Source organism: Microbacterium resistens (genome assembly GCF_021172025.1).
Lineage (GTDB): Bacteria > Actinomycetota > Actinomycetes > Actinomycetales > Microbacteriaceae > Microbacterium > Microbacterium resistens.
This window is the reverse complement of record NZ_CP082781.1, coordinates 3,790,943-3,810,164: the sequence shown is the minus strand read 5'-3', so window position 1 is coordinate 3,810,164 and position 19,222 is coordinate 3,790,943. Positions and strand designations below refer to the sequence as shown.

15 protein-coding genes are annotated in these 19,222 nt (G+C 70.5%); 4 read left to right on the top strand and 11 right to left on the bottom strand.

What is annotated here, in order from left to right:
• Positions 1 to 16: 16 nt before the first annotated feature.
• Together K8F61_RS17980 and K8F61_RS17975 are read right to left on the bottom strand one after the other, a co-directional pair.
• Positions 17 to 2,461: an ATP-dependent helicase gene (locus K8F61_RS17980; protein ID WP_231820156.1), complete on the bottom strand. Its 2,445-nt coding sequence runs from the start codon at positions 2,459 to 2,461 to the stop codon at positions 17 to 19.
• A gap of 135 nt (positions 2,462 to 2,596) precedes the next feature.
• A complete protein-coding gene (locus tag K8F61_RS17975; protein WP_231820155.1) occupies positions 2,597 to 3,634 on the bottom strand; it encodes a glycerophosphodiester phosphodiesterase family protein in 1,038 nt (345 codons plus the stop codon).
• 58 nt (positions 3,635 to 3,692) lie between these two features.
• Between K8F61_RS17975 and K8F61_RS17970 the strand changes: the two genes are divergently transcribed.
• Positions 3,693 to 4,616 carry a Bax inhibitor-1/YccA family protein gene (locus K8F61_RS17970; RefSeq protein WP_067242288.1) on the top strand — a complete coding sequence of 308 codons (924 nt, stop codon included), beginning with the start codon at positions 3,693 to 3,695 and terminating at the stop codon, positions 4,614 to 4,616.
• A gap of 69 nt (positions 4,617 to 4,685) precedes the next feature.
• On the opposite strand, the gene K8F61_RS17965 is transcribed toward K8F61_RS17970, so the two are convergent.
• Together K8F61_RS17965 and K8F61_RS17960 are read right to left on the bottom strand one after the other, a co-directional pair.
• Positions 4,686 to 5,978 (bottom strand): RNA polymerase sigma factor, encoded by a 1,293-nt coding sequence (locus K8F61_RS17965; protein ID WP_231820154.1) that lies wholly within the window; start codon positions 5,976 to 5,978, stop codon positions 4,686 to 4,688.
• Between the two features lie 10 nt (positions 5,979 to 5,988).
• The gene (locus K8F61_RS17960) at positions 5,989 to 6,414 is read right to left on the bottom strand and encodes a YciI family protein (protein WP_067242282.1); all 426 of its coding nucleotides are present in this window, start codon (positions 6,412 to 6,414) and stop codon (positions 5,989 to 5,991) included.
• A 209-nt stretch (positions 6,415 to 6,623) separates the two neighbouring features.
• Between K8F61_RS17960 and K8F61_RS17955 the strand changes: the two genes are divergently transcribed.
• Complete coding sequence (locus K8F61_RS17955) at positions 6,624 to 7,295, top strand: DNA alkylation repair protein (RefSeq protein WP_231820153.1); 672 nt, start codon at positions 6,624 to 6,626, stop codon at positions 7,293 to 7,295.
• Between the two features lie 36 nt (positions 7,296 to 7,331).
• Here K8F61_RS17955 and vapC read toward each other — a convergent pair whose 3' ends face one another.
• The 5 genes from vapC to K8F61_RS17930 form a co-directional block, all read right to left on the bottom strand.
• Positions 7,332 to 7,739, bottom strand: coding sequence for a type II toxin-antitoxin system VapC family toxin (gene vapC / locus K8F61_RS17950; protein ID WP_231820152.1), 408 nt, complete (start codon positions 7,737 to 7,739; stop codon positions 7,332 to 7,334).
• The gene (locus K8F61_RS17945) at positions 7,736 to 7,954 is read right to left on the bottom strand and encodes a type II toxin-antitoxin system VapB family antitoxin (protein WP_067242273.1); all 219 of its coding nucleotides are present in this window, start codon (positions 7,952 to 7,954) and stop codon (positions 7,736 to 7,738) included. Before K8F61_RS17945 ends, vapC begins: the two co-directional genes overlap by 4 nt.
• Before the next feature lie 107 nt (positions 7,955 to 8,061).
• The gene (locus K8F61_RS17940) at positions 8,062 to 9,006 is read right to left on the bottom strand and encodes an L-lactate dehydrogenase (RefSeq protein WP_418888055.1); all 945 of its coding nucleotides are present in this window, start codon (positions 9,004 to 9,006) and stop codon (positions 8,062 to 8,064) included.
• A 135-nt stretch (positions 9,007 to 9,141) separates the two neighbouring features.
• A complete protein-coding gene (gene guaA, locus K8F61_RS17935; RefSeq protein ID WP_067242270.1) occupies positions 9,142 to 10,746 on the bottom strand; it encodes a glutamine-hydrolyzing GMP synthase in 1,605 nt (534 codons plus the stop codon).
• Positions 10,743 to 11,309: a DUF3817 domain-containing protein gene (locus K8F61_RS17930; protein WP_067242267.1), complete on the bottom strand. Its 567-nt coding sequence runs from the start codon at positions 11,307 to 11,309 to the stop codon at positions 10,743 to 10,745. The genes guaA and K8F61_RS17930 overlap by 4 nt, the downstream gene beginning before the upstream one ends.
• An 87-nt stretch (positions 11,310 to 11,396) precedes the next feature.
• On the opposite strand from K8F61_RS17930, the gene K8F61_RS17925 reads away from it, so the two are divergent.
• Together K8F61_RS17925 and K8F61_RS17920 are read left to right on the top strand one after the other, a co-directional pair.
• Positions 11,397 to 11,672: a type II toxin-antitoxin system Phd/YefM family antitoxin gene (locus tag K8F61_RS17925; RefSeq protein ID WP_231820150.1), complete on the top strand. Its 276-nt coding sequence runs from the start codon at positions 11,397 to 11,399 to the stop codon at positions 11,670 to 11,672.
• Positions 11,669 to 12,064 (top strand): type II toxin-antitoxin system VapC family toxin, encoded by a 396-nt coding sequence (locus K8F61_RS17920; protein ID WP_231820149.1) that lies wholly within the window; start codon positions 11,669 to 11,671, stop codon positions 12,062 to 12,064. Before K8F61_RS17925 ends, K8F61_RS17920 begins: the two co-directional genes overlap by 4 nt.
• A 111-nt stretch (positions 12,065 to 12,175) precedes the next feature.
• On the opposite strand, the gene K8F61_RS17915 is transcribed toward K8F61_RS17920, so the two are convergent.
• Positions 12,176 to 16,819: an ExeM/NucH family extracellular endonuclease gene (locus tag K8F61_RS17915; RefSeq protein ID WP_231820148.1), complete on the bottom strand. Its 4,644-nt coding sequence runs from the start codon at positions 16,817 to 16,819 to the stop codon at positions 12,176 to 12,178.
• A 233-nt stretch (positions 16,820 to 17,052) separates the two neighbouring features.
• The gene (locus K8F61_RS17910; RefSeq protein WP_231820147.1) at positions 17,053 to 19,152 is read right to left on the bottom strand and encodes a bifunctional metallophosphatase/5'-nucleotidase; all 2,100 of its coding nucleotides are present in this window, start codon (positions 19,150 to 19,152) and stop codon (positions 17,053 to 17,055) included.
• Between the last annotated feature and the right edge of the window lie 70 nt (positions 19,153 to 19,222).

Genomic DNA, 19,222 nt, shown 5'->3' with positions numbered 1-19,222 from the left:
AGCCTAGCCGCCGCGCCTAGAGCTTCTCGATCGGGGCGATCTTGATCAGCAGCTTCTTGGCTCCCGCGGTGTCGAACCGGACGTGGGCGACGCGCTTCGCGCCCTCGCCCGTGACCTGGTCCACCCGCCCCTCACCAAAGTCGTCGTGACGGATCCGGTCTCCCGCCGCCAGTTCGAGGTCGCCGTTGTCGCGCACCTTGCCCGTGACGCGGTTCGGGAACTTGTCCATGGCGGTCGAGAGGGGCTTCAGCCCGTCGGTGTCACGACGGGGCAGCTCCCGCGCCCCGAACCGGTCGCCGCCGCGGCCCGCGGGACGCCGGGCGTTCAGCGCGCGCGACTGGGTCCCGCCGCGGGAGTTCACGTCCCCGGGCGACTGCCGCCAGTCGATGAGCTCGGCCGGGATCTCCTGGAGGAAGCGGCTGGGCATCGCCACCGACACCTCGCCGAACTGCGCCCTCGTCATCGCGAGGGACAGATGCAGGCGCTTGCGGGCACGGGTGATGCCGACGTAGAACAGGCGGCGCTCCTCCTGCGGACCGCCCGGCTCGCCGGCCGAGATCCGGTGCGGGATCAGGTCCTCCTCGACGCCGGTGACGAACACCGCGTCGTACTCGAGCCCCTTGGCGGTGTGCATCGTCATGAGCGAGACCACGCCGCTGGAGTCGTCCAGGTCGTCGGCGTCGGACACGAGAGCGACCTCGGTGAGGAAGTCGGCGATCGTGCCCTCGGGGTTGTTGCGGGCGAACTCCCTCGTCACGGCGATGAGCTCGTCGAGGTTCTCCAGCCGGGCCTCGTCCTGCGGGTCCCTGCTCGCGCGCAGCGCGTCCATGTACCCGCTCTTCGACAGCAGCAGCGTCAGCCCCTCGGCGACCGACGTCGGCGCCGCGACCTCGCCCGAGGCGGGGATCATGATCTCCGTCGCCTCCCGGAGCACCGCGTCCAGCTGGGCGATCGCGGCCTGGATCTTGGGACCGAAGCCGAGCTGCGCGGGATGCGCGAGGGCGTCCCGGAAGGTGAGGCCGTGCTCCTCCGCGAAACGGGCGATCGCGGTCTCGGACACCTCGCCGATCCCGCGACGGGGCTTGTTGAGGATGCGGCGGACCGCCATCTCGTCGGCCGGATTGGCCACGGCGACGAGGTAGGCGAGCGCGTCCTTGATCTCCGCCCGCTCGTAGAACTTCGTGCCGCCCATGATCTTGTAGGGCAGCGCCGAGCGGATGAAGATCTCCTCCAGCGCGCGCGACTGCGAGTTGGTGCGGTAGAACACCGCGATCTCGGAGTAGGGCGTGCCGGCGCGATGGATCGCCTCGATCTCGTCCGCGACGAACTGCGCCTCGTCGTGCTGCGAGTAGCCGGTGAAGCCGACGATCCGCTCCCCCGCTCCCCGATCACTCCACAGCTTCTTCTCCTTGCGGTCGAAGTTGTTGCTGATGACCGCGTTCGCGGCGGAGAGGATGTTCTGGGTCGAGCGGTAGTTCTGCTCCAGCAGGATCACCTTCGCGCCCGGGAAGTCACGCTCGAACTCGCTGATGTTGCGGATGTCGGCGCCGCGGAACGCATAGATCGACTGGTCGGAGTCGCCCACCACCGTGAGCGACGCCCCCGGCTCGGCGGGAGTCGTCTCCGGCTCGAAGATCATCATGCCGTTCGAGGCATACGGGTCCGGAGCGTCGCCCTGGACGGGCCGTGTCAGCTCGTGGATGAGGGCGTACTGGGCGTGGTTGGTGTCCTGGTACTCGTCCACGAGGATGTGCCGGAACCGGCGGCGGTACGTGTCCGCCACGTGCGGGAAGGCGCGGAACAGGAAGACGGTCTGGCCGATGAGGTCGTCGAAGTCGAAGGCGTTGGCCTTCTGGAGCTGACGCTGATAGTCGGCGAACACCTCGCTGAAGACCCGTTCCGCGGGATCGGCGAGGTTCGCCTGCCGGGCGAAGGACTCCGCGTCCTGCAGCTCGTTCTTCAGCTTCGAGATCCGCGACTGGACCGCCGCCGGGGTGTATCCGTAGGCGTCGGCCTCGTGCTCCTTGACGAGACGCTTGATGAGGGCGCGGGAGTCGCCGGAGTCGTAGATGGTGAAGGCGGACGTGAAGCCGAACTGCTGCGCCTCGCGCCGCAGGATGCGCACGCACGCGGAGTGGAAGGTGGAGATCCACATCCCCCGCGCCGCGTCGCCGACGAGCTGCTGCACGCGCTCGCGCATCTCCCCCGCCGCCTTGTTGGTGAAGGTGATCGCCAGGATCTGGCTGGGCCAGGCCTCCCGCTGGCGCAGCAGGAGCGCGATCCGGCGGGTGAGCACGCTGGTCTTCCCGGAACCCGCACCGGCCACGATGAGCAGCGCGGGGCCGCGGTAGGTGACGGCGTCGAGCTGCTGCGGGTTGAGGCCGGCGAGCAGGTCGTCGGCGGGAGCGGATCCCGGCGCCTGCGAGCCGGTTCCGGGCACGATGAGAGGGGCTTCGGTCATGACCTAACGAGTCTAGGCGCCGCGTCCGACACCGGCCCCGCCCCGGCACCGGCCCCTGCCCCGGCACCGGCCAGCAACATCAAGGACTTTCAGGTCGTCGGCGAGGTGATCCGCGTCCTGAAGGCCTGAGCAGCCTCAGGACCGGAAGACCTCCAGACCGAGGTCCGGATGGTCGACGAAGACGCCGTCGACGCCCGACGCCGCGATCCGCAGCCACTCGCCCTCGTAGTCGCCGAACGCCGGCTTGCCGCCGGGACCGCGGAAGCGCCGGTCGAGGAAGGCGTTCTCCGGCCGGCACGTCCAGGTGAAGACGACCAGCCCGCGGTCGTGCGCCTCGCCCACCGTCGCGGGTCCCTGAGCGGCCAGCAGCACCTTCTTGTCCACGCTGATCCCGTCGACCGCGCCGACGAGGGCGTCCAGCCCCGCCGGCGTGAGGGCGTCCGCATAGCTCGCGGCCAGCCGGCCGTCGCGGGCGACGAGGTCGTACGGCTTGCCGGCGGCTTCGATCAGGTAGACGTAGTCCGCCGCGACCCCCGCAGCGGGCAGGGCCGCGCGGAGCTCGTCCAGGACGGTCCGCTCGAACGCCTCGATCCACAGCGGGAGGTCTCCCCCGGTCCACCCCGCCGCGACGAGATCGCGCGCGACGAGCGGGGCGAGGTCCAGGCCGATCCCGGCGAAGTAGGTCGCGTGCTTGATCTCCAGCACGACGCCGATCCGTCGGCCCTGCTCCTCAGCGGCGGCGCGCACGAGGTCCAGCACGTCGGAGAGCCGGAGGATCGGCTGGCGCCCGTCGAACGAGGCGCTCGCGGCACGCACCTTCGGCAGCCGCTCGCGGCAGCGCAGCGTGGCCAGCTCCGCCCAGGTGAAGTCCTCCGTGAACCACCCCGTCTGGGCGACTCCGTCGATCGTCTTGGTCGTGCGACGGTCCATGAACTCCGGGTGATCGGCCACGTCGGTGGTGCCGGAGATCTCGTTCTCGTGGCGGACCACGAGAACGCCGTCCGCGGTCGCCACGACATCCGGCTCGACCGCGTCGACGCCGAGCGCCAGCGCCAGCTCGTACGAGGAGCGGGAGTGCTCCGGCCGGTAGCCCGGCGCACCGCGATGGCCGATGACGAGCGGGCCCTGCGGCGCGGATCGGATCACGCTCTCAGCGTAGGACACCCTGTTCATAGCCTGCTCCGGTATCGTTGAGGAAAGCGTTGACTAACCCCTGGGAGTGAGGCCAGTCATGAGCAATTTCGCGTTCAACAACCCGGCGTTCAAGGAGCCGGATCCGCGCAACGTCGCGACCTATCCCGGTGCTCCGGGTGCGACGCAGGGCGCGCAGACGGCGTCGATGTCGCACGCCACCATGGACGCTGCCGTGAACGCCCAGCTCGACGGGATGTACGCGGCACCGCCGGCCGGTGCGCTGGAGACCGGCCGCATGACGGTCGAGGACACCGTCTGGAAGACCGCGGGCCTGTTCGGCATCCTGCTGGTGACGGCCGCGGTCGGGTGGTTCCTGACCCTCGGCGGCATCGCCGCCCCCGTGCCGGACCCGTACAACCGCCCCGCCGTGAACCTGCTGCCGTGGGTCATCGGCGGCCTCGGCGGCTTCGTGCTCGCCATGGTGGTCACGTTCACGTCGCGCAAGAAGGTCCGCCCCGCGCTGATCTTCGCCTACGCGGCCTTCGAGGGCCTCTTCGTCGGCGGCATCTCGGCGTACTTCGAGGTCCTGTGGCCGGGCATCGTCATGCAGGCCACCGTCGCCACGGTGGCCGTCGTCGGCGTCACCCTCGCGCTCTTCGCGAGCGGCAAGATCCGCGCCTCCAAGCGCGCCACCAAGATCTTCATGGTCGCCATGTTCGGCTACCTGGCGTTCTCGGTGCTGAACCTGATCCTGATGCTCACGGGCGTCGTGAAGGACGGCTTCGGGATGCACAGCGCCCCCGGTCCGTTCGGCATCCCGTGGGGCCTCATCATCGGCGTCCTGGTCGTTCTCATGGCCGCGTACTCGCTCGTTCTGGACTTCGACCAGATCCAGCAGGGCGTCCGCAACGGCGCTCCCCGCGTCTACGGCTGGCTCGGCGGCTTCGGCATCATGGTCACCGTCGTCTGGCTGTACGTCGAGATCCTGCGCATCATCGCGATCGCTCGCGGCAACAACTGACGCGACCCGCTCCCGCGAAGGGGCCGTCCTCCACGGAGGACGGCCCCTTCGTCGTCCCGCGGGCGCGGGTCAGTCGTGCTCGCCGCGGGACTTCGCCTCCAGCAGCGCCCGTTCGCGGTCGTTCCCGGCGAGCCCCGCGGCGACGGCGAACTCCGAGCGCGCCTCGTCCTCGCGTCCGAGTCTGAGCAGCATCTCCCCGCGCGTCGCGGGCAGGAGGTGGTATCCGCGCAGCGCCCCGCTCTCCACCAGCGCGTCGATGATGCGCAAGGCTGATGCGGGCCCGGTCGCCATCGCGACGGCGGCGGCACGGTTGAGTTCGATCACCGGAGAGGGCGCGAGTCGCCCGAGCGCCTCGTAGAGGAGCACGATGCGATCCCAGTCCGTCTCCTCGACCGACGACGCCACGGCGTGCGTCTCCGCGATCGCCGCCTGCAGCGCGTAGGCGCCGCGGCCACGTCCCTGTGCGTCCGCGCGGGCCAGCGCCGCCCGGCCCCGCGCGATGCGTCCGCGGTCCCACAGCGCCCGGTTCTGATCGGCGAGGAGGACGGGATCCCCGTGCGCGTCGACCCGTGCCGGGAAGCGCGCGGCGGTGAGCTCCATGAGCGCGACGAGCGCGTGCGCGTCGGGCTCGGCGGGAACGAGCTCGGCGAGCCCGCGGGCCAGTCGGGTGGCCTCACGTGCGAGGTCAGGGCGCATCCACTCGGATCCGCCGGTGGCCGCGTGGCCCTCGTTGAAGATCAGGTAGAGGACCCCGAGCACTCCCCCCAGACGGGCGGCGAACTCCTCACGGGCGGGCACCTCGAACGGCACGTGCGCGGCACCGAGCGTCTTCTTCGCGCGCACGATCCGCTGCTGCACGGTCGCGGTCGGGACGAGGAAGGCCCGCGCGATCTCCTCGCTGGACAGTCCGCCGACGACGCGCAGCGTCAGCGCGACCTGCGCGTCGCGCGACAGCACAGGGTGACACGCGACGAACACGAGGCGCAGCACGTCGTCGTCGATCGCGTCCGGGTCCCACGGCGGCGCGTCCGCCGCCTCCGCCTGCTCCCGCTCCAGGTCGTGGGCCATCGTGGCGACCCGGTCGTCGTACCTCTCCCGTCGCCGCCATCCGTCGACGGCCTTGCGCTTGGCGACGGCGGTCAGCCACGCCGCGGGGTTGGTGGGGACTCCGTCGCGCGGCCACTGGGCGAGCGCGTCGACGAGCGCCTCCTGGGCGAGGTCCTCGGCCAGGCCGAAGTCGCCCACGTAGCGGGTCAGGGTGGCGACGATCTTGGCGGACTCGATGCGCCAGACCGCGGCGACGGCGCGCTCCGCCGGACCGGATCCGGTGGGGTGCGCCGTCGCCTCTGCGGAATCGCTCACGGGATCCTGCTCAGTCCTGCGCCTTCTGGGCCTGCTCCTCGCGCCAGCCGGCCTCCTTCTGGATCCACTCGTTGTCCTCGGGGAAGTCCGAGAACTCGGTGACGCGACGCACCTCGAGGAAGGCGCCCGGGCCGAGCGGGGCGCGCGAGGCCCACTCCGCGGCCTCCTCCCGGGTGGCGGTCTCGATGATCCAGAAGCCGTTGAACAGTTCTTTGGTCTCGCCGTAGGGGCCGTCCGTGATCAGGGGCTTCTCCGCGCTGAAGTCCACGACGAAGCCCTCGGCCGCGTCGGTCAGCCCTTCGCCGGCCAGCAGCACGCCGGCCTTCATCATCGACTCGTTGTACCTGCCCATCGCCTCGATGACCTGCTCGAAGGGCGTGTCCTCGTACGCCTCCACGGCCTCGTCAGTGGCGCGCATGATCAGCATGAACTTCATCGTCTCTTCTCCTTCTGGGGATACCGGGCCCCGATCGGGGTCCGCGGTGCTGGTCGGAGGGCCGCTTCTCGACCCTCTCATTCCAGACGTCGAACGAGAAGACGCCGGATCGACATCCGCGACGAAATTTCTCGAGTAATTTTCTCGCCCGGTTCTCGGCCGCCTCGGAGCGACGTCACCGCCCTTCGTTCCCGGCCTAGAATCGGCGCGTGGAGCCGAACCTGCTCGTGAGCGACATCCGGGATGCCCTGCGCCGGGCCGCCGACCCCGCACTCGCTTCGGGACAGCAGGCCTACATGAAATCGGAGATGCCCTTCCTCGGCGTGCGGGTCCCGGCGGTGCGCGCGCTCACCCGGCGGGCCGCTCGGGGGACGACCGACCCCGAGGCGCTCCGCGCCGCGGCGTTGACGCTCTGGCGCGAGGCCGGGCACCGCGAGGAGCGTTACGCGGCGACCGAGCTCATGGGCCTGCGACCGGTCAGGGGACGCCCCGACATGCTCGACGTGCACGAGGAGATGATCCGCTCCGGCGCGTGGTGGGACCACGTCGACGAGGTCGCGCACCGGCTGGCCGAACTGCTCGACGCACACCCCGAGGCGGCGACCGCTCTGCTGCGGTCCTGGGCACGGGACCCGGACCCGTGGATCCGCCGCGCCTCGATCATCTCCCAGCTCGGCCGGAGGGAGCGCACGGACCGCGCGCTGCTCACCGCGGTCATCGAGCCCAACATCCCCGATGCCGGGTTCTTCCTCCGCAAGGCCATCGGGTGGGCGCTGCGGGAGTACGCGCGGACGGATCCGGAGTGGGTCCGCGCCTTCGTCGCGAGCCATCCCGGGCTCTCTCCCCTGTCGCGTCGGGAAGCGCTGAAGCACCTCGGCTGACCGCCCCGTGGGAGGAGTCGCTTCGCGGCGGAGGACTCAGTCGGGCGGCGGTACCGACGGATGCAGACGCAGCGGGCTGATCTCTGCGAGGAACGCGAAGTCACGATCCTTGTGCAGAAGCGCGGCGTCGTGCCGGATAGCGATCGCGGCAATCAGGCAATCGACCAGGCTGCGGATCGGACGACCGTTCCGGCGGGACGCGCGGAACAGCTCACCGGCCGCTCGGAAGTCCACCATCGAATCGGTCCGGAGCAGGGGCAGACCGTTGACCAGTGACTCGACGGCGTCCCCGTTGCGCGAAGAGCCTGCGAGCAGTTCCATGATCACCGGCTCCGTGATACGGATATCGGCCCCGGAGCGGATCAGGTCTTCCAGCTCGTCCACGACGGGGACCGGAGCGTCCCTGAGGTAGTCGATCCAGACCGAGGAGTCGACGAGGATCACGCCTTGTCCCAGATCACCGGAGGATCGTCGCGCATCTCATCGAGGTCGCCGTCCCATCCTGTGCCGCGAAGGCTCAGCAGAAAGTCCTTAGTCAACGGCACGCCGACGAGACGACGAAGCGCGAAGTTCACCGCTTCCTTCTTCGTCGACAGGTTATACCGCCCCATGACCTCCTTCACCAGGTCATCGTCGATGTCGATGTTCGTGCGCGTCATACACCAAGGATACACCTCGCATACACCAGCGACGAGGCCCACCGGGTCGTCGTGGGGGCCCCTCACGCCGGCTCGTTGGCCCGTGACACCCTCGTCCGCAGCCGGCCTCACCCGAGGGCGAGGGCGTCGACGGCGGCGCGGATCGCGTCCGCGGAGGCGTGCAGCCGCTCCTCCTCGGCGGTCGTCATCGGCGTCCGAGCGAGCGGCACCGCGCCGTCCGCGCCCACGACGGACGGCACGGACAGCGCGACGCCGCTGATCCCGTGGACGCCGTCGAGCACCGTCGACACCGGGAGCACCGCGCGCTCGTCATGCAGCACCGCCTCCGCGATCCGGGCGCAGCTCACTCCGATCGCGAGGTTCGTGGCGCCCTTCCCCCGGATCACGGCGTACGCCGCATCGCGGACCTCCACCGCGATCCGGTCCAGCTCCTGCGACGTGAACGGTTCCTCGCCCGGCCAGTCCAGGATCGGGACCGGACCGATCGTCGCCGTCGACCACAGCGGGAACTCGGTGTCGCCGTGCTCGCCGACGATGTCCGCGTGCACGCTCGCCGTGCTGACCCCGGCCCGCTGCGCGAGGCGCCACCGCAGCCGCGAGGTGTCCAGCACGGTGCCCGACCCGAAGATCCGCTGAGGGGGCAGTCCGGTGACCCGTTGGCCGACGACCGTCATGACGTCGGCCGGGTTGGTCACGATCACGAACACCGCCTCCGGCGCGCGCTCGACGAGCGCGGGCAGGAGCGAGGAGAGGATCCGGGCGTTCGTCCCCGCGAGCTCCATCCGCGTCTGCTCCGGCTGCTGCTTGGCCCCCGCGGTCACCACGACGACATCGCTGCCGTCCACCACGGCGAGGTCGGACCCTCCGCTGACCGACGACCGGGTGAACTGGGTGCCGTGGGCGAGATCCAGAACCTCGGCGTCGACCTTCTCGGTCGCGATGTCGTAGAGCGCGACCTCGGCGGCGCTGCCTCGGATCAGCGCCGCGTACGCGACGCTCACCCCCACGCTCCCCGCGCCGACCACCGTGAGCTTCGTGCGTCCGTTCGCCATGCTCTTCATCCTGCCCGACCCACTCTCGCGCAGTCGACCCGACGGGCCCCCCGGTCCGGACCCGGCGCCCGTGACGCGCAGAACGCGGAGGGGCGCGGACCTCGACGGTCCGCGCCCCTCCGCGTCATCGGGAGCTCACTCCCATTCGATGGTGGCCGGCGGCTTCGACGTGACGTCGAGCACCACCCGGTTGACCTCGCGGACCTCGTTCGTGATGCGGTTCGAGATCCGCGCGAGCACCTCGTACGGCAGGCGTGTCCAGTCCGCCGTCATCGCGTCCTCGCTGGAGACGGGGCGCAGCACGATCGGGTGACCGTACGTGCGGCCGTCGCCCTGCACGCCGACGGAGCGGACATCCGCGAGCAGCACCACCGGGCACTGCCAGATCTCCTGGTCGAGACCGGCGAGGGTCAGCTCCTCACGCGCGATTGCGTCCGCCTCCCGGAGCACGTCGAGCCGCTCGCGCGTCACCTCGCCGATGATGCGGATGCCGAGACCCGGGCCGGGGAACGGCTGGCGACCGACGATCGCCTCGGGGATCCCGAGCTCCCGGCCGATCGCACGGACCTCGTCCTTGAACAGGGTGCGCAGCGGCTCGATGAGCTCGAAGTCGAGGTCCTCCGGAAGCCCGCCCACGTTGTGGTGCGACTTGATGTTCGCGGTGCCCGCGCCGCCGCCGGACTCCACGACGTCCGGGTACAGCGTGCCCTGGACGAGGAACTTGATCGGCGCGCCCTCGGCTTTGGCCTCGTCGACGAGCTCGCGCTGCACCTTCTCGAACGCGCGGATGAACTCGCGGCCGATGATCTTGCGCTTCTCCTCGGGGTCGGTGACCCCGGCGAGGTGGCCGAGGAACGTGTCGGCGGCGTCCACGGTGATCAGGCGCACCCCGGTGGAGGCGACGTAGTCCTTCTCGACCTGCTCGCGCTCGCCCTTGCGCAGCAGCCCGTGATCGACGAAGACGGCGGTGAGCTGGTCGCCGATGGCCTTGTGCACGAGCGCCGTCGAGACCGCGGAATCGACCCCGCCGGACAGCGCCGAGATGACGCGGGCGTCGCCGACCTGCGCGCGGATCCGCTCGATCTGCTCCGCGATCACGTTGTCGCTGTTCCAGTCGGCGGGCAGGCCCGCGCCCTTGTGCAGGAAGTTCTCGATCACGGCCTGGCCGTGGTCGGAGTGCTTGACCTCGGGGTGCCACTGCACGCCGTACAGCCGACGCTGCTCGTCCGCGAAGGCGGCGACCTTCGTGGACGGCGTGGTCGCGAGGACCTCGAAGCCCTCGGGCGCCCGGGAGACCTGGTCGCCGTGGCTCATCCAGACGTTCTGCTCCGTGGGCTCGCCGCCGAGCAGGGAGCTGTCGTTGACGGGGATCATCGCATCCGTGGCCCCGTACTCGCGCAGCCCCGTGTTCGCGACCTCGCCGCCGAGCACCTGGGCCATGTACTGGAATCCGTAGCAGATGCCGAGCGTCGGCACGCCGAGCTCGAGCACGGCGGGGTCCAGCTGCGGCGCGCCGTCCTCGTAGACGGACGACGGGCCGCCCGAGAGGATGAGCGCGACCGGATTGCGGGCCGCGATCTCCTCGGCCGTCGCGGTGTGCGGCACGATCTCGCTGTAGACGCCGGCCTCGCGCACGCGGCGCGCGATCAGCTGCGCGTACTGGGCGCCGAAGTCGACGACCAGCGCGGGGCGCTGGACGGTCGCGTTGGCCGCGCCGTCGGTGGGGGTTGTCTCGGTCACCGGGCACCTTCCGTGGTGGGACGGGCGTCGGAGGCGGGATCCGACGGGGAGGGGGTCTCAGAGGACGCGTCCGCGCGGGCGGCCTCGTCCTGCTCGCGACGGGCGAGGTACGCCTTCACCTCGCGGGCGACGATCGCCTCCATGAAGAAGGACAGCAGGGGGACGACGCCGCCGAGCGCCAGCGTGATGAACCGCAGGAACGGCCAGCGCATCAGGCTCCACACCCGGAAGCAGGCGAAGAGGTAGACGACGTAGAACCATCCGTGGGCGATGAGGATCAACAGCGACAGGTTGAAGCCGTCGCCGGCCGAGGTCATCTCGCACCCCATCCCTCCGGGGACGAACAGCGAGTACCACTGGCATCCTTCTCCCGCGATCACAGGCGCGAACCAGAGCAGCCCGCCGGATCCGCCGGAGAACAGCTCGACGTGGATCGGGCTGTACTTCGCGATCATCTCGGCCAGCAGCAGGATGAGCATCACACCGGTGATGATCGACGCGATCTGGTAGAACTTCAGCGCACCGCGGATCGCCGGAAAGCTGGCGACTTTCGGTTCGGGCATGCCTCCAGTCTAGTCGCGGTGCCGCGGCCCTCCGATCGAGCATCGACCTGGTCTGGTCAGGCAGACCAGACCAGGTAGAATCGGGGCATGACCACGATCGTCAACGTCCAGGATGCCAAGACGCGTCTGTCGGAGCTGCTCCGCCGCGTCGAGGCGGGCGAACAGATCGTCATCGCCCGCGCAGGAACGCCGATCGCTCGGATCGAGGCCGCCTCGCCGCCGAAGCGGCAGCTCGATCGACCGCTGCTCCCCGAGCTGCCCCCGATCCCCACAGACTCGCTGTTCGGCGACCTGCCCGACAGCGAGCTCGCCGCCTGGGAAGGCGGGGGCGCCGGGGATCCGCTCGGCGAGACCGCGCCATGACGACGTATCTGCTGGACACCCACGTCCTCGTCTGGCTCGCCACCGACCCGGACCGGATCCCGGTCGCCGTGCGGGACGAGATGACCCGGGCCGCCGCGCTCTTCGTCTCCGCGGCCAGTGCGTTCGAGATCGCGCAGAAGGCCCGCAGCGGCCGGCTTCCGCACGGCAACCGGATCCTCACCCGGTGGAACCATCTCCTGAGCGCGCTGCTCGCCGCGGAGCTGCCGCTGAGCGTCGACCACACGAGGGCGGCCGGCGAGCTCGACTGGGAGCATCGCGACCCGTTCGACCGGATGCTCGTCGCTCAGGCGCAGCAGGAGGGGCTCCTTCTCGTCACCAAAGACGAACGGATCCTCTCGTTCCCCGAGGTCACCTGCCTGCCCTGGGCCTGAGGACGACGCCGCGGCGTCCGCGTCTCGGGCGGACTCTCACGCCCCCGCGCCGACACGACGAAGGCCGCCGGGATCGCTCCCGACGGCCTCCGTCGTCTCATGCGGCCGCGATCACCACCAGCCGTCGAGCAGGTCCCACAGCCAGTCGAGGATGTCGCGGACGACGGATCCGCCCTTGCCGCGGTTCACGTGCAGGGTCGCCGTCGCCTCGTCGCCGTCGGCCTGCGCCACCGCGAGGGTGTACGGGCCGGGGTGCGTGGAGGCCGGCACGGTGAGCCGGGCCGTGAAGGAGCCGTCGGCGCCGACCTCGATCGTGCCGAGGTCGACCGTGGTGCCCTTCTTGCCCCGCAGCGTCGCCGTGACGGTCTCCCCCGCCGCGTAGCCGGAGCCGCGCACGGTCACCGCCTTGCCCGCGCCGACCTTCGAGGAGTCGAGCGCGATGGTGCCGGCGAACTCCTCCGGCTGCGTGTCGGCGATGGTGATCGGCACGGAGGCGGTCGTCCCGGTCCCCGCGACGGCGATCGAGAGCGACTGCGCCCCCGTCACGCCCTCGGGCACCGTGAACGTCAGCGTGGCGCGGCCCGCCTCATCCGACGCGTCCACCACCGTCGTGTCCACCGGAGCGGTCGCGACGACGGATTCGGCGAGGGACAGCGACACCTCGCCGGGCGCCGGCTCCCCCGCGCTGAAGGCGAGCGACGACAGCGAGACCGTGACCTGGTCGCCGGCCGTGTAGCCGTCCTCGTCCGCGGGGCTGACCGCGAAGCCGACCGCGCGCTGGGCGAGGTCCGGAGACGCGGTGCCGTTCGTCGCGAACCAGTCGACCATCGAGGCCAGGTCCACCTTTCCGGTGTCCTTCTTGTCCGTGCCCTGGGCGAGCGTGAAGAAGCTGTCGCCGCCCGCCGCGAGGAACGAGTTCGCCGCCACGGTGTACGACGCCTCGGGGTCGATCGGCGCCCCGTCGAGCGTGATGCCCGTGATCCGGGACCCGGCCGCGGCCGCGGGGTCGTAGGTGTATGTCAGCCCCTTCGAGATCCCGAGCTTCAGGAACGGACGCGCGGCCCCTTCCGGCTGCCACTGCTCCTCCAGCACGCTCTTGAGCTGCGCGCCTGTGAGGGACAGGGTCACGAGGGTGTTGGCGAACGGCTGCACCGTGGCCGCCTCGCGGTAGGTGACGTTGCCATCCGGATCCCCGTCGCCCGACGAGGCGTAGGACAGGTTCGCGCGGACGCCGCCCGGGTTCATCAGCGCGATCTGCGCTCCGGTCGCCTCCTTCTGCACGTCCGCCACGAAGTTGCCGATCGTCGACTCCCCGCCGCGATTCTCCGTCTTGCCGTCGCTCTGGCGTGCGCGGTTGAAGTCCGCCGTGATGTCGCCGACCTTGACCGCGCCGAGCTCGTCGGCCATGGCCTTCGCCTCGTCGACGATGGCCTGGACCTCCGGCACGGCCGGGTACAGCGGCTGCTTGTCCTTGGTGAGCGGCTTCACCTCGTTGGTGATCGAGATCAGCTCCTTGGTGGTCGCGTCGACCTTGATGTCCATCAGGCCGACGTTCTCGCCGTACTGGCCCGCGGACACGACGGGACGACCGTCGATCACGTGGTTGTACGCGAGGTGCGTGTGCGCCGAGACGATCGCGTTCACGTCCGGGCCGACCCCGTACACGATCTCCCCGAGGCGGGAGTCCGGCGTGATGCTCGAGGCTTCGACCGTGGTCGCCCCCTCGTGCACGAGGAGGATGATGACATCCGCCTCCCCGTTGGCGGGGTCTCCGTCCTTCAGGTCCGCCGCGGCGTCGTTGACGGAGTCGACGATGCTGCGCACCTCGAGCTCGGCGATGCCGTCGGGCGACACCAGCGTGTCGAGGTCCTCGGTCACCGCACCGACGAACCCGACCTTCACGCCCTGCACGTCCTTGACCCAGCTGGGTGCCAGAGCGGGCTCACCCGTCTCCGTCAGGAACACGTTCGCGCTCAAATACTCCCACTCCGCACGATCCTGCACCCGATCACGCAGATCAGCCCACCCCTGATCGAACTCGTGATTGCCCGCCGCACTCACATCCAGACCCGCCGCATTCAACGCATCGATCGTCGGATTGTCATCCTGAATGAACGACGTGAACGTCGACGCCCCGATCAGATCCCCCGCCGCAGCGAAGATCGTATTCGGATTCTCCGACCGGAACTGCTGCACAGCCCCCGCCAACACCGCAGCCCCCGCCGACGCACCATCCGCCTCGATCCGACCATGGAAGTCATTCACCGTCACCACATCGATGTCGATGGGAGGGATCTCGGTGGACACTCCCACGAGGATCGGGTCGTGGTCGCTGGAGCGGAAGGGCGTGCCGGCCTCCGTGGCCGGGTATGCGTACCCGCGGTCGCCCCACTCCGGCGAGTTGATGCTCCAGACCGCTGTGCCCGTGATGGACGGAGCGAGCGACGGCGAGGCGATCACATGGTCGAGCGACCCCAGCTCGCCGTCGTACGTGTACGTGAACTGCCCCGGCGCCTGTGCGGGGACGAGGTCGGTCCAGCCCGCCTGGGCGAACACGTCGATCGGGTCCTCCTTGCCGTAGGCGTTGAAGTCGCCGATGAGCAGCATGTCCTCGCTGCCCGCACGGGCCTTCAGGTCCTCCGTGAAGGCCAGCAGCGACTGCGCCTGCGCGACCCGGTCGGCGTTGAAGAAGCCCTGACCGTCGGCCGGCTCGGGTCCGGCGTTCTTCGGCGGCGACTTCGACTTGAAGTGGTTGGCGACGACCGTCACGATCCGCCCGTCCACGTCGAAGGCCTGCGCGATGGGCTCGCGGGCGTTGCCCCACACGGTCTCGTCCACGACCGTGGCGCTGTCCCCCTGGGGGGTCGCCGCAGCCTTCTTGTAGATGATGGCGCTGGAGATGTAGTCCGTGATCGCCGGATTGTCGAGCGCGGCGGGGGTGCGCACGTAGTCCCACACCTCGGAGCCCGCGTCCGCGTTGAGCCCGGCGACGAGGTCGGCGAGAGCCGCGTCGAGCGGCTTGCCGAGCTTCGGGCCGTTCTCGATCTCCATGAGCGCCACGATCTCGGCGTCCAGGCCGTTGATGGCGGAGACGATCTTCGACTTCTGGATCGCGAACTGCTCCGCCGTGGCGGCGCCGCGCGCGTCCGGGTTCTCGCTCGTCAGCGTCGTGAAGTAGTTGTAGACGTTGAACGACGCGACCTGCAGGTCGCCGCCCACCTCCGGCGCCGCCTCGGGGCGTGGGTTGAGCGTTGTGAAGGTCGGCTTGTGGCTCGCGTCGCTCGCGTCGTCGATCGGCACGACCGGCTGGAGCCGCCAGTCGTCGAACCCGTACTGGAGGATGCTGCCCTCGGCGGGGAACGTCACGGCGTCGCCGTTTCGCACCACGGTGTCGGCCGTGAAGTACGGCTGGTCGCCCGGGTGCCCCTGGTTCGTGACCTGCAGCGACCATCCGTCGTCGAGGAGGATCCGGTGCGCACGGTTGGCCGCCGCGATCGCGTTCGCCTCGTCGCCGGGACGCGTGGTCTCCGTGCTCTTGACGAGGGGCGCCTCACCCGCGCTCAGCCACAGGGTCCCGTAGTTGTAGAGCTGGTGGCTGGACGCGAGCCGGTACGCGCCGGCCGGGGCCACGAGCATGTTCTCGTACGCCTCGCGGTCGGCGCCGAGCACCGTGTCGGGCAGGACCACCGGTGCCGGGGTGCCGACGCCCGCGGTCACCACAGCGACGTCCGAGACGGCCGCGGGCGTGATCTGGGTCTGGCCGAAGTACTCCGAGACGGAGCCGGTGACCGAGACGAGATCGCCCATCGCGAGCTCGGGGGCGAGCGCGTCGAGGAAGACGAAGATCCCGTCCGAGGCGCCCTCGGTCTTCACCTCGCCGCCGGTGCCCTCGGTCTGGATGACGATCCCGCGGTAGCCGCCCGTGCGGTAGTCGCCCGTGACGATGCCCTGCACGGTCACCGCCTGGCCGTCGAACGGCGAGACGTCTCCGGCGCCCTGCACCTCGGCGATCGTCGCCTCCGTCGGATCCGTGCCCGGGCCGGGATCGGTGCCACCGGAGTTCTCCGGGGTGATCGTCGCCGAGAGCGAGAAGTCCGCACGGTTGTCGTCCGTGTCGGTGCCGTCCGTCCGGTTCAGCGACTTCACGTCGGTGTTGCCCGCCGGGGGCGTCGCCGCCGCGCCCTCGAAGGTGTTCGAGGTGCCGTAGCCGAGCAGGTCGATGACGCCGGGAGCCCCGACGACCGAGCCCGTCGGGAGTGCGACGGCGGTCGTGCCCTCGACCAGGGCCAGCGTTCCCGTCGTTCCGGAGGGATTGAGGTTGCCGGTCGCGTCGGGAGCCGGCAGGGCCGCGCCGTTCGCGCCGTTGCTGCCGCCCTGGACCAGGTAGTGCCCGCCCGCCGGGATCTCCCCCGTCAGCGCCACCACGCCGTTGGCGTTGCCCGTCCCGGTGGCGGACCGGTACTGGAGCGACAGGCCGTCCAGGGAGACGGCGGCTCCGGTGGGATTGTACAGCTCGACGAACTTGTTCGTGAAGGCGGCGCCGGCGCTGCCGCCGGACAGGTACGCCTCGTTGATCACGACGCCGGTGCCCGCGGTGTCGGCATAGGCCGGGGCGGCGACCAGGGCGCCGGCCCCGAGGGCGAAGACGGTGCTCGCGGCGAGGACGCCGAGACGGGCGGCGTGCGCGCGGGACGGGGCGCGAAGCCGGTGCTGCGAGACGGGAACGTCGCGGTTCTCGTCGGGGACGGACATCATCAGGGCTGTCTCCTCGGATACGGGACGGCGGATTCCGGTGAACCCCCCGGTGACGGATCGCGCACTTCGACGGGCGCGACGGCGCACGACCCTGACACTAGAGGCGGTCTCCGACACCGCTCAAGGATGTTGGCCAACTCGTCATCTGCTGCTCATCTGCGCGCCGCCGTGACGCCCGCGGACACGACGACGGCGACCGGATCGCTCCGGTCGCCGTCGTCGGATCGGTCGGGTCAGGCCCGCCGGCGGAGCCGCACGAGGCCGCCGAGACCGAGCAGGGCCGCAGCGAGCAGGACGAACGGAACCGGGTCCGCGCCGGTCGGCGGCAGCACGTCCACCGGAGGAGCCGGCGGCGCCGGCGGGACGACCGGTGCGGCGGGGACGATCGTGATCGGCACCTGCACCTCCGTGCCCGTGCTCTCCACCCGGATCGTCAGCGCCTGCTCCCCGGACACGCCCGCCGGCAGCGTCAGCGCGAGGCTCGCCCGGCCGACCTCGTCGGTCGTGTCGACGATCGCGGTGTCGATCTCCGCGGTCGCGAGCAGCGTGTCTCCCAGCGAGACCGTGACCGGCCCCGGCGCGGGCTCGCCCGCACTGAACGCGAGCGAGGACAGGTCGACAGTGGCGGGCCCGCCCTCCGCGAAGCCGCTCTCACCGGCGCCGCCCAGGACCACGCCGACGGCGCGCTGAGCGAGGTCGGGCTCGGCGGTGCCGTTGTCGCGGAACCAGTTCACGAGCAGTTCCAGATCGATCTGCCCGGTGTCCTTCCGGTCGGCGCCCTCGGCGAAGGTGACGAAGTTGTCGCCTCCCGCCGCGAGGAAGGAGTTCGCCGCGACGGTGTAGACGGCGGCGGGATCCAGCGGTGCGCCGTCGAGCGTCGCCGTGCGGATGTGCGCTCCTGCCGCGGCGGCGGGGTCGTAGGTGTACTGCAGCCCCTTCGAGACGCCGAGCTTGAGGAACGGGCGGCTCGCGTCGGCGGGCTGCCACTGCTCCTCGAGGATCCGGACGATCTGCGCGCCGGTGAGCTGCACCGTGACCATCGAGTTCGCGAAGGGCTGCACGGTCGCGGCCTCGCGGAAGGTGACGTCGCCGTCGGCGTCCCCCTCGCCGGATCCGGCGAACGCGATGTCGGCCCGGATCCCGCCCGGGTTCATCAGGGCGATGTCGGCGCCGGTCGCCTCCTTCTGGGCATCGGCGATGAAGTTGCCGATCGTCGACTCCCCGCCCCGGTTCTCCGAGCCGTCGGACTGCCGGGCCCGGTTGAGGTCGGCGGTCACCTCACCCACCTTCTCGGCGCCGAGCACGTCGGCCTCCTCCGTGGCCTTGTCGACGATGGCCTGGACCTCGGGGACCGCCGGGTACTGGGGCACGTCGTCGACCACGAGCGGGAGGACCTCGTTCGTGATCGACAGGAGCTCCTTCGTCTCCGGGTCCACCTGCAGGTTCATCCGTCCGACGTTCTCGCCGTACTGGCCCGCGGACACGACGGGACGACCGTCGATCACGTGGTTGTACGCGAGGTGCGTGTGCGCCGAGACGATCGCGTTCACGTCCGGGCCGACCCCGTACACGATCTCCCCGAGGCGGGAGTCCGGCGTGATGCTCGAGGCTTCGACCGTGGTCGCCCCCTCGTGCACGAGGAGGATGATGACATCCGCCTCCCCGTTGGCGGGGTCTCCGTCCTTCAGGTCCGCCGCGGCGTCGTTGACGGAGTCGACGATGCTGCGCACCTCGAGCTCGGCGATGCCGTCGGGCGACACCAGCGTGTCGAGGTCCTCGGTCACCGCACCGACGAACCCGACCTTCACGCCCTGCACGTCCTTGACCCAGCTGGGCGCCAGAGCGGGCTCACCCGTCTCGGTCAGGAACACGTTCGCGCTCAGATACTCCCACTCCGCACGATCCTGCACCCGATCACGCAGATCAGCCCACCCCTGATCGAACTCGTGATTGCCCGCCGCACTCACATCCAGACCCGCCGCATTCAACGCATCGATCGTCGGATTGTCATCCTGAATGAACGACGTGAACGTCGACGCCCCGATCAGATCCCCCGCCGCAGCGAAGATCGTGTTCGGATTCTCCGACCGGAACTGCTGCACAGCCCCCGCCAACACCGCAGCCCCCGCCGACGCACCATCCGCCTCGATCCGACCATGGAAGTCATTCACCGTCACCACATCGATGCTGACGGGCTCCCCCGCGGCGAGCGCCGGCGCGGCGCCGCCTCCGAAGGCCAGGACACCGGCGACGGCGGTGCCCGCCGCAGCCAGTCGCGCGGCTCGACGCCGGCGCGGGGACGCCGCGGTCGCGGCTTCGGACGGGAACGGCATCGGCATGGCTCCTCCAGGTCGCACGGTGCGGATCGTGCACCGGCACCCGGGTCGGAGCCGGTGGCGCGGG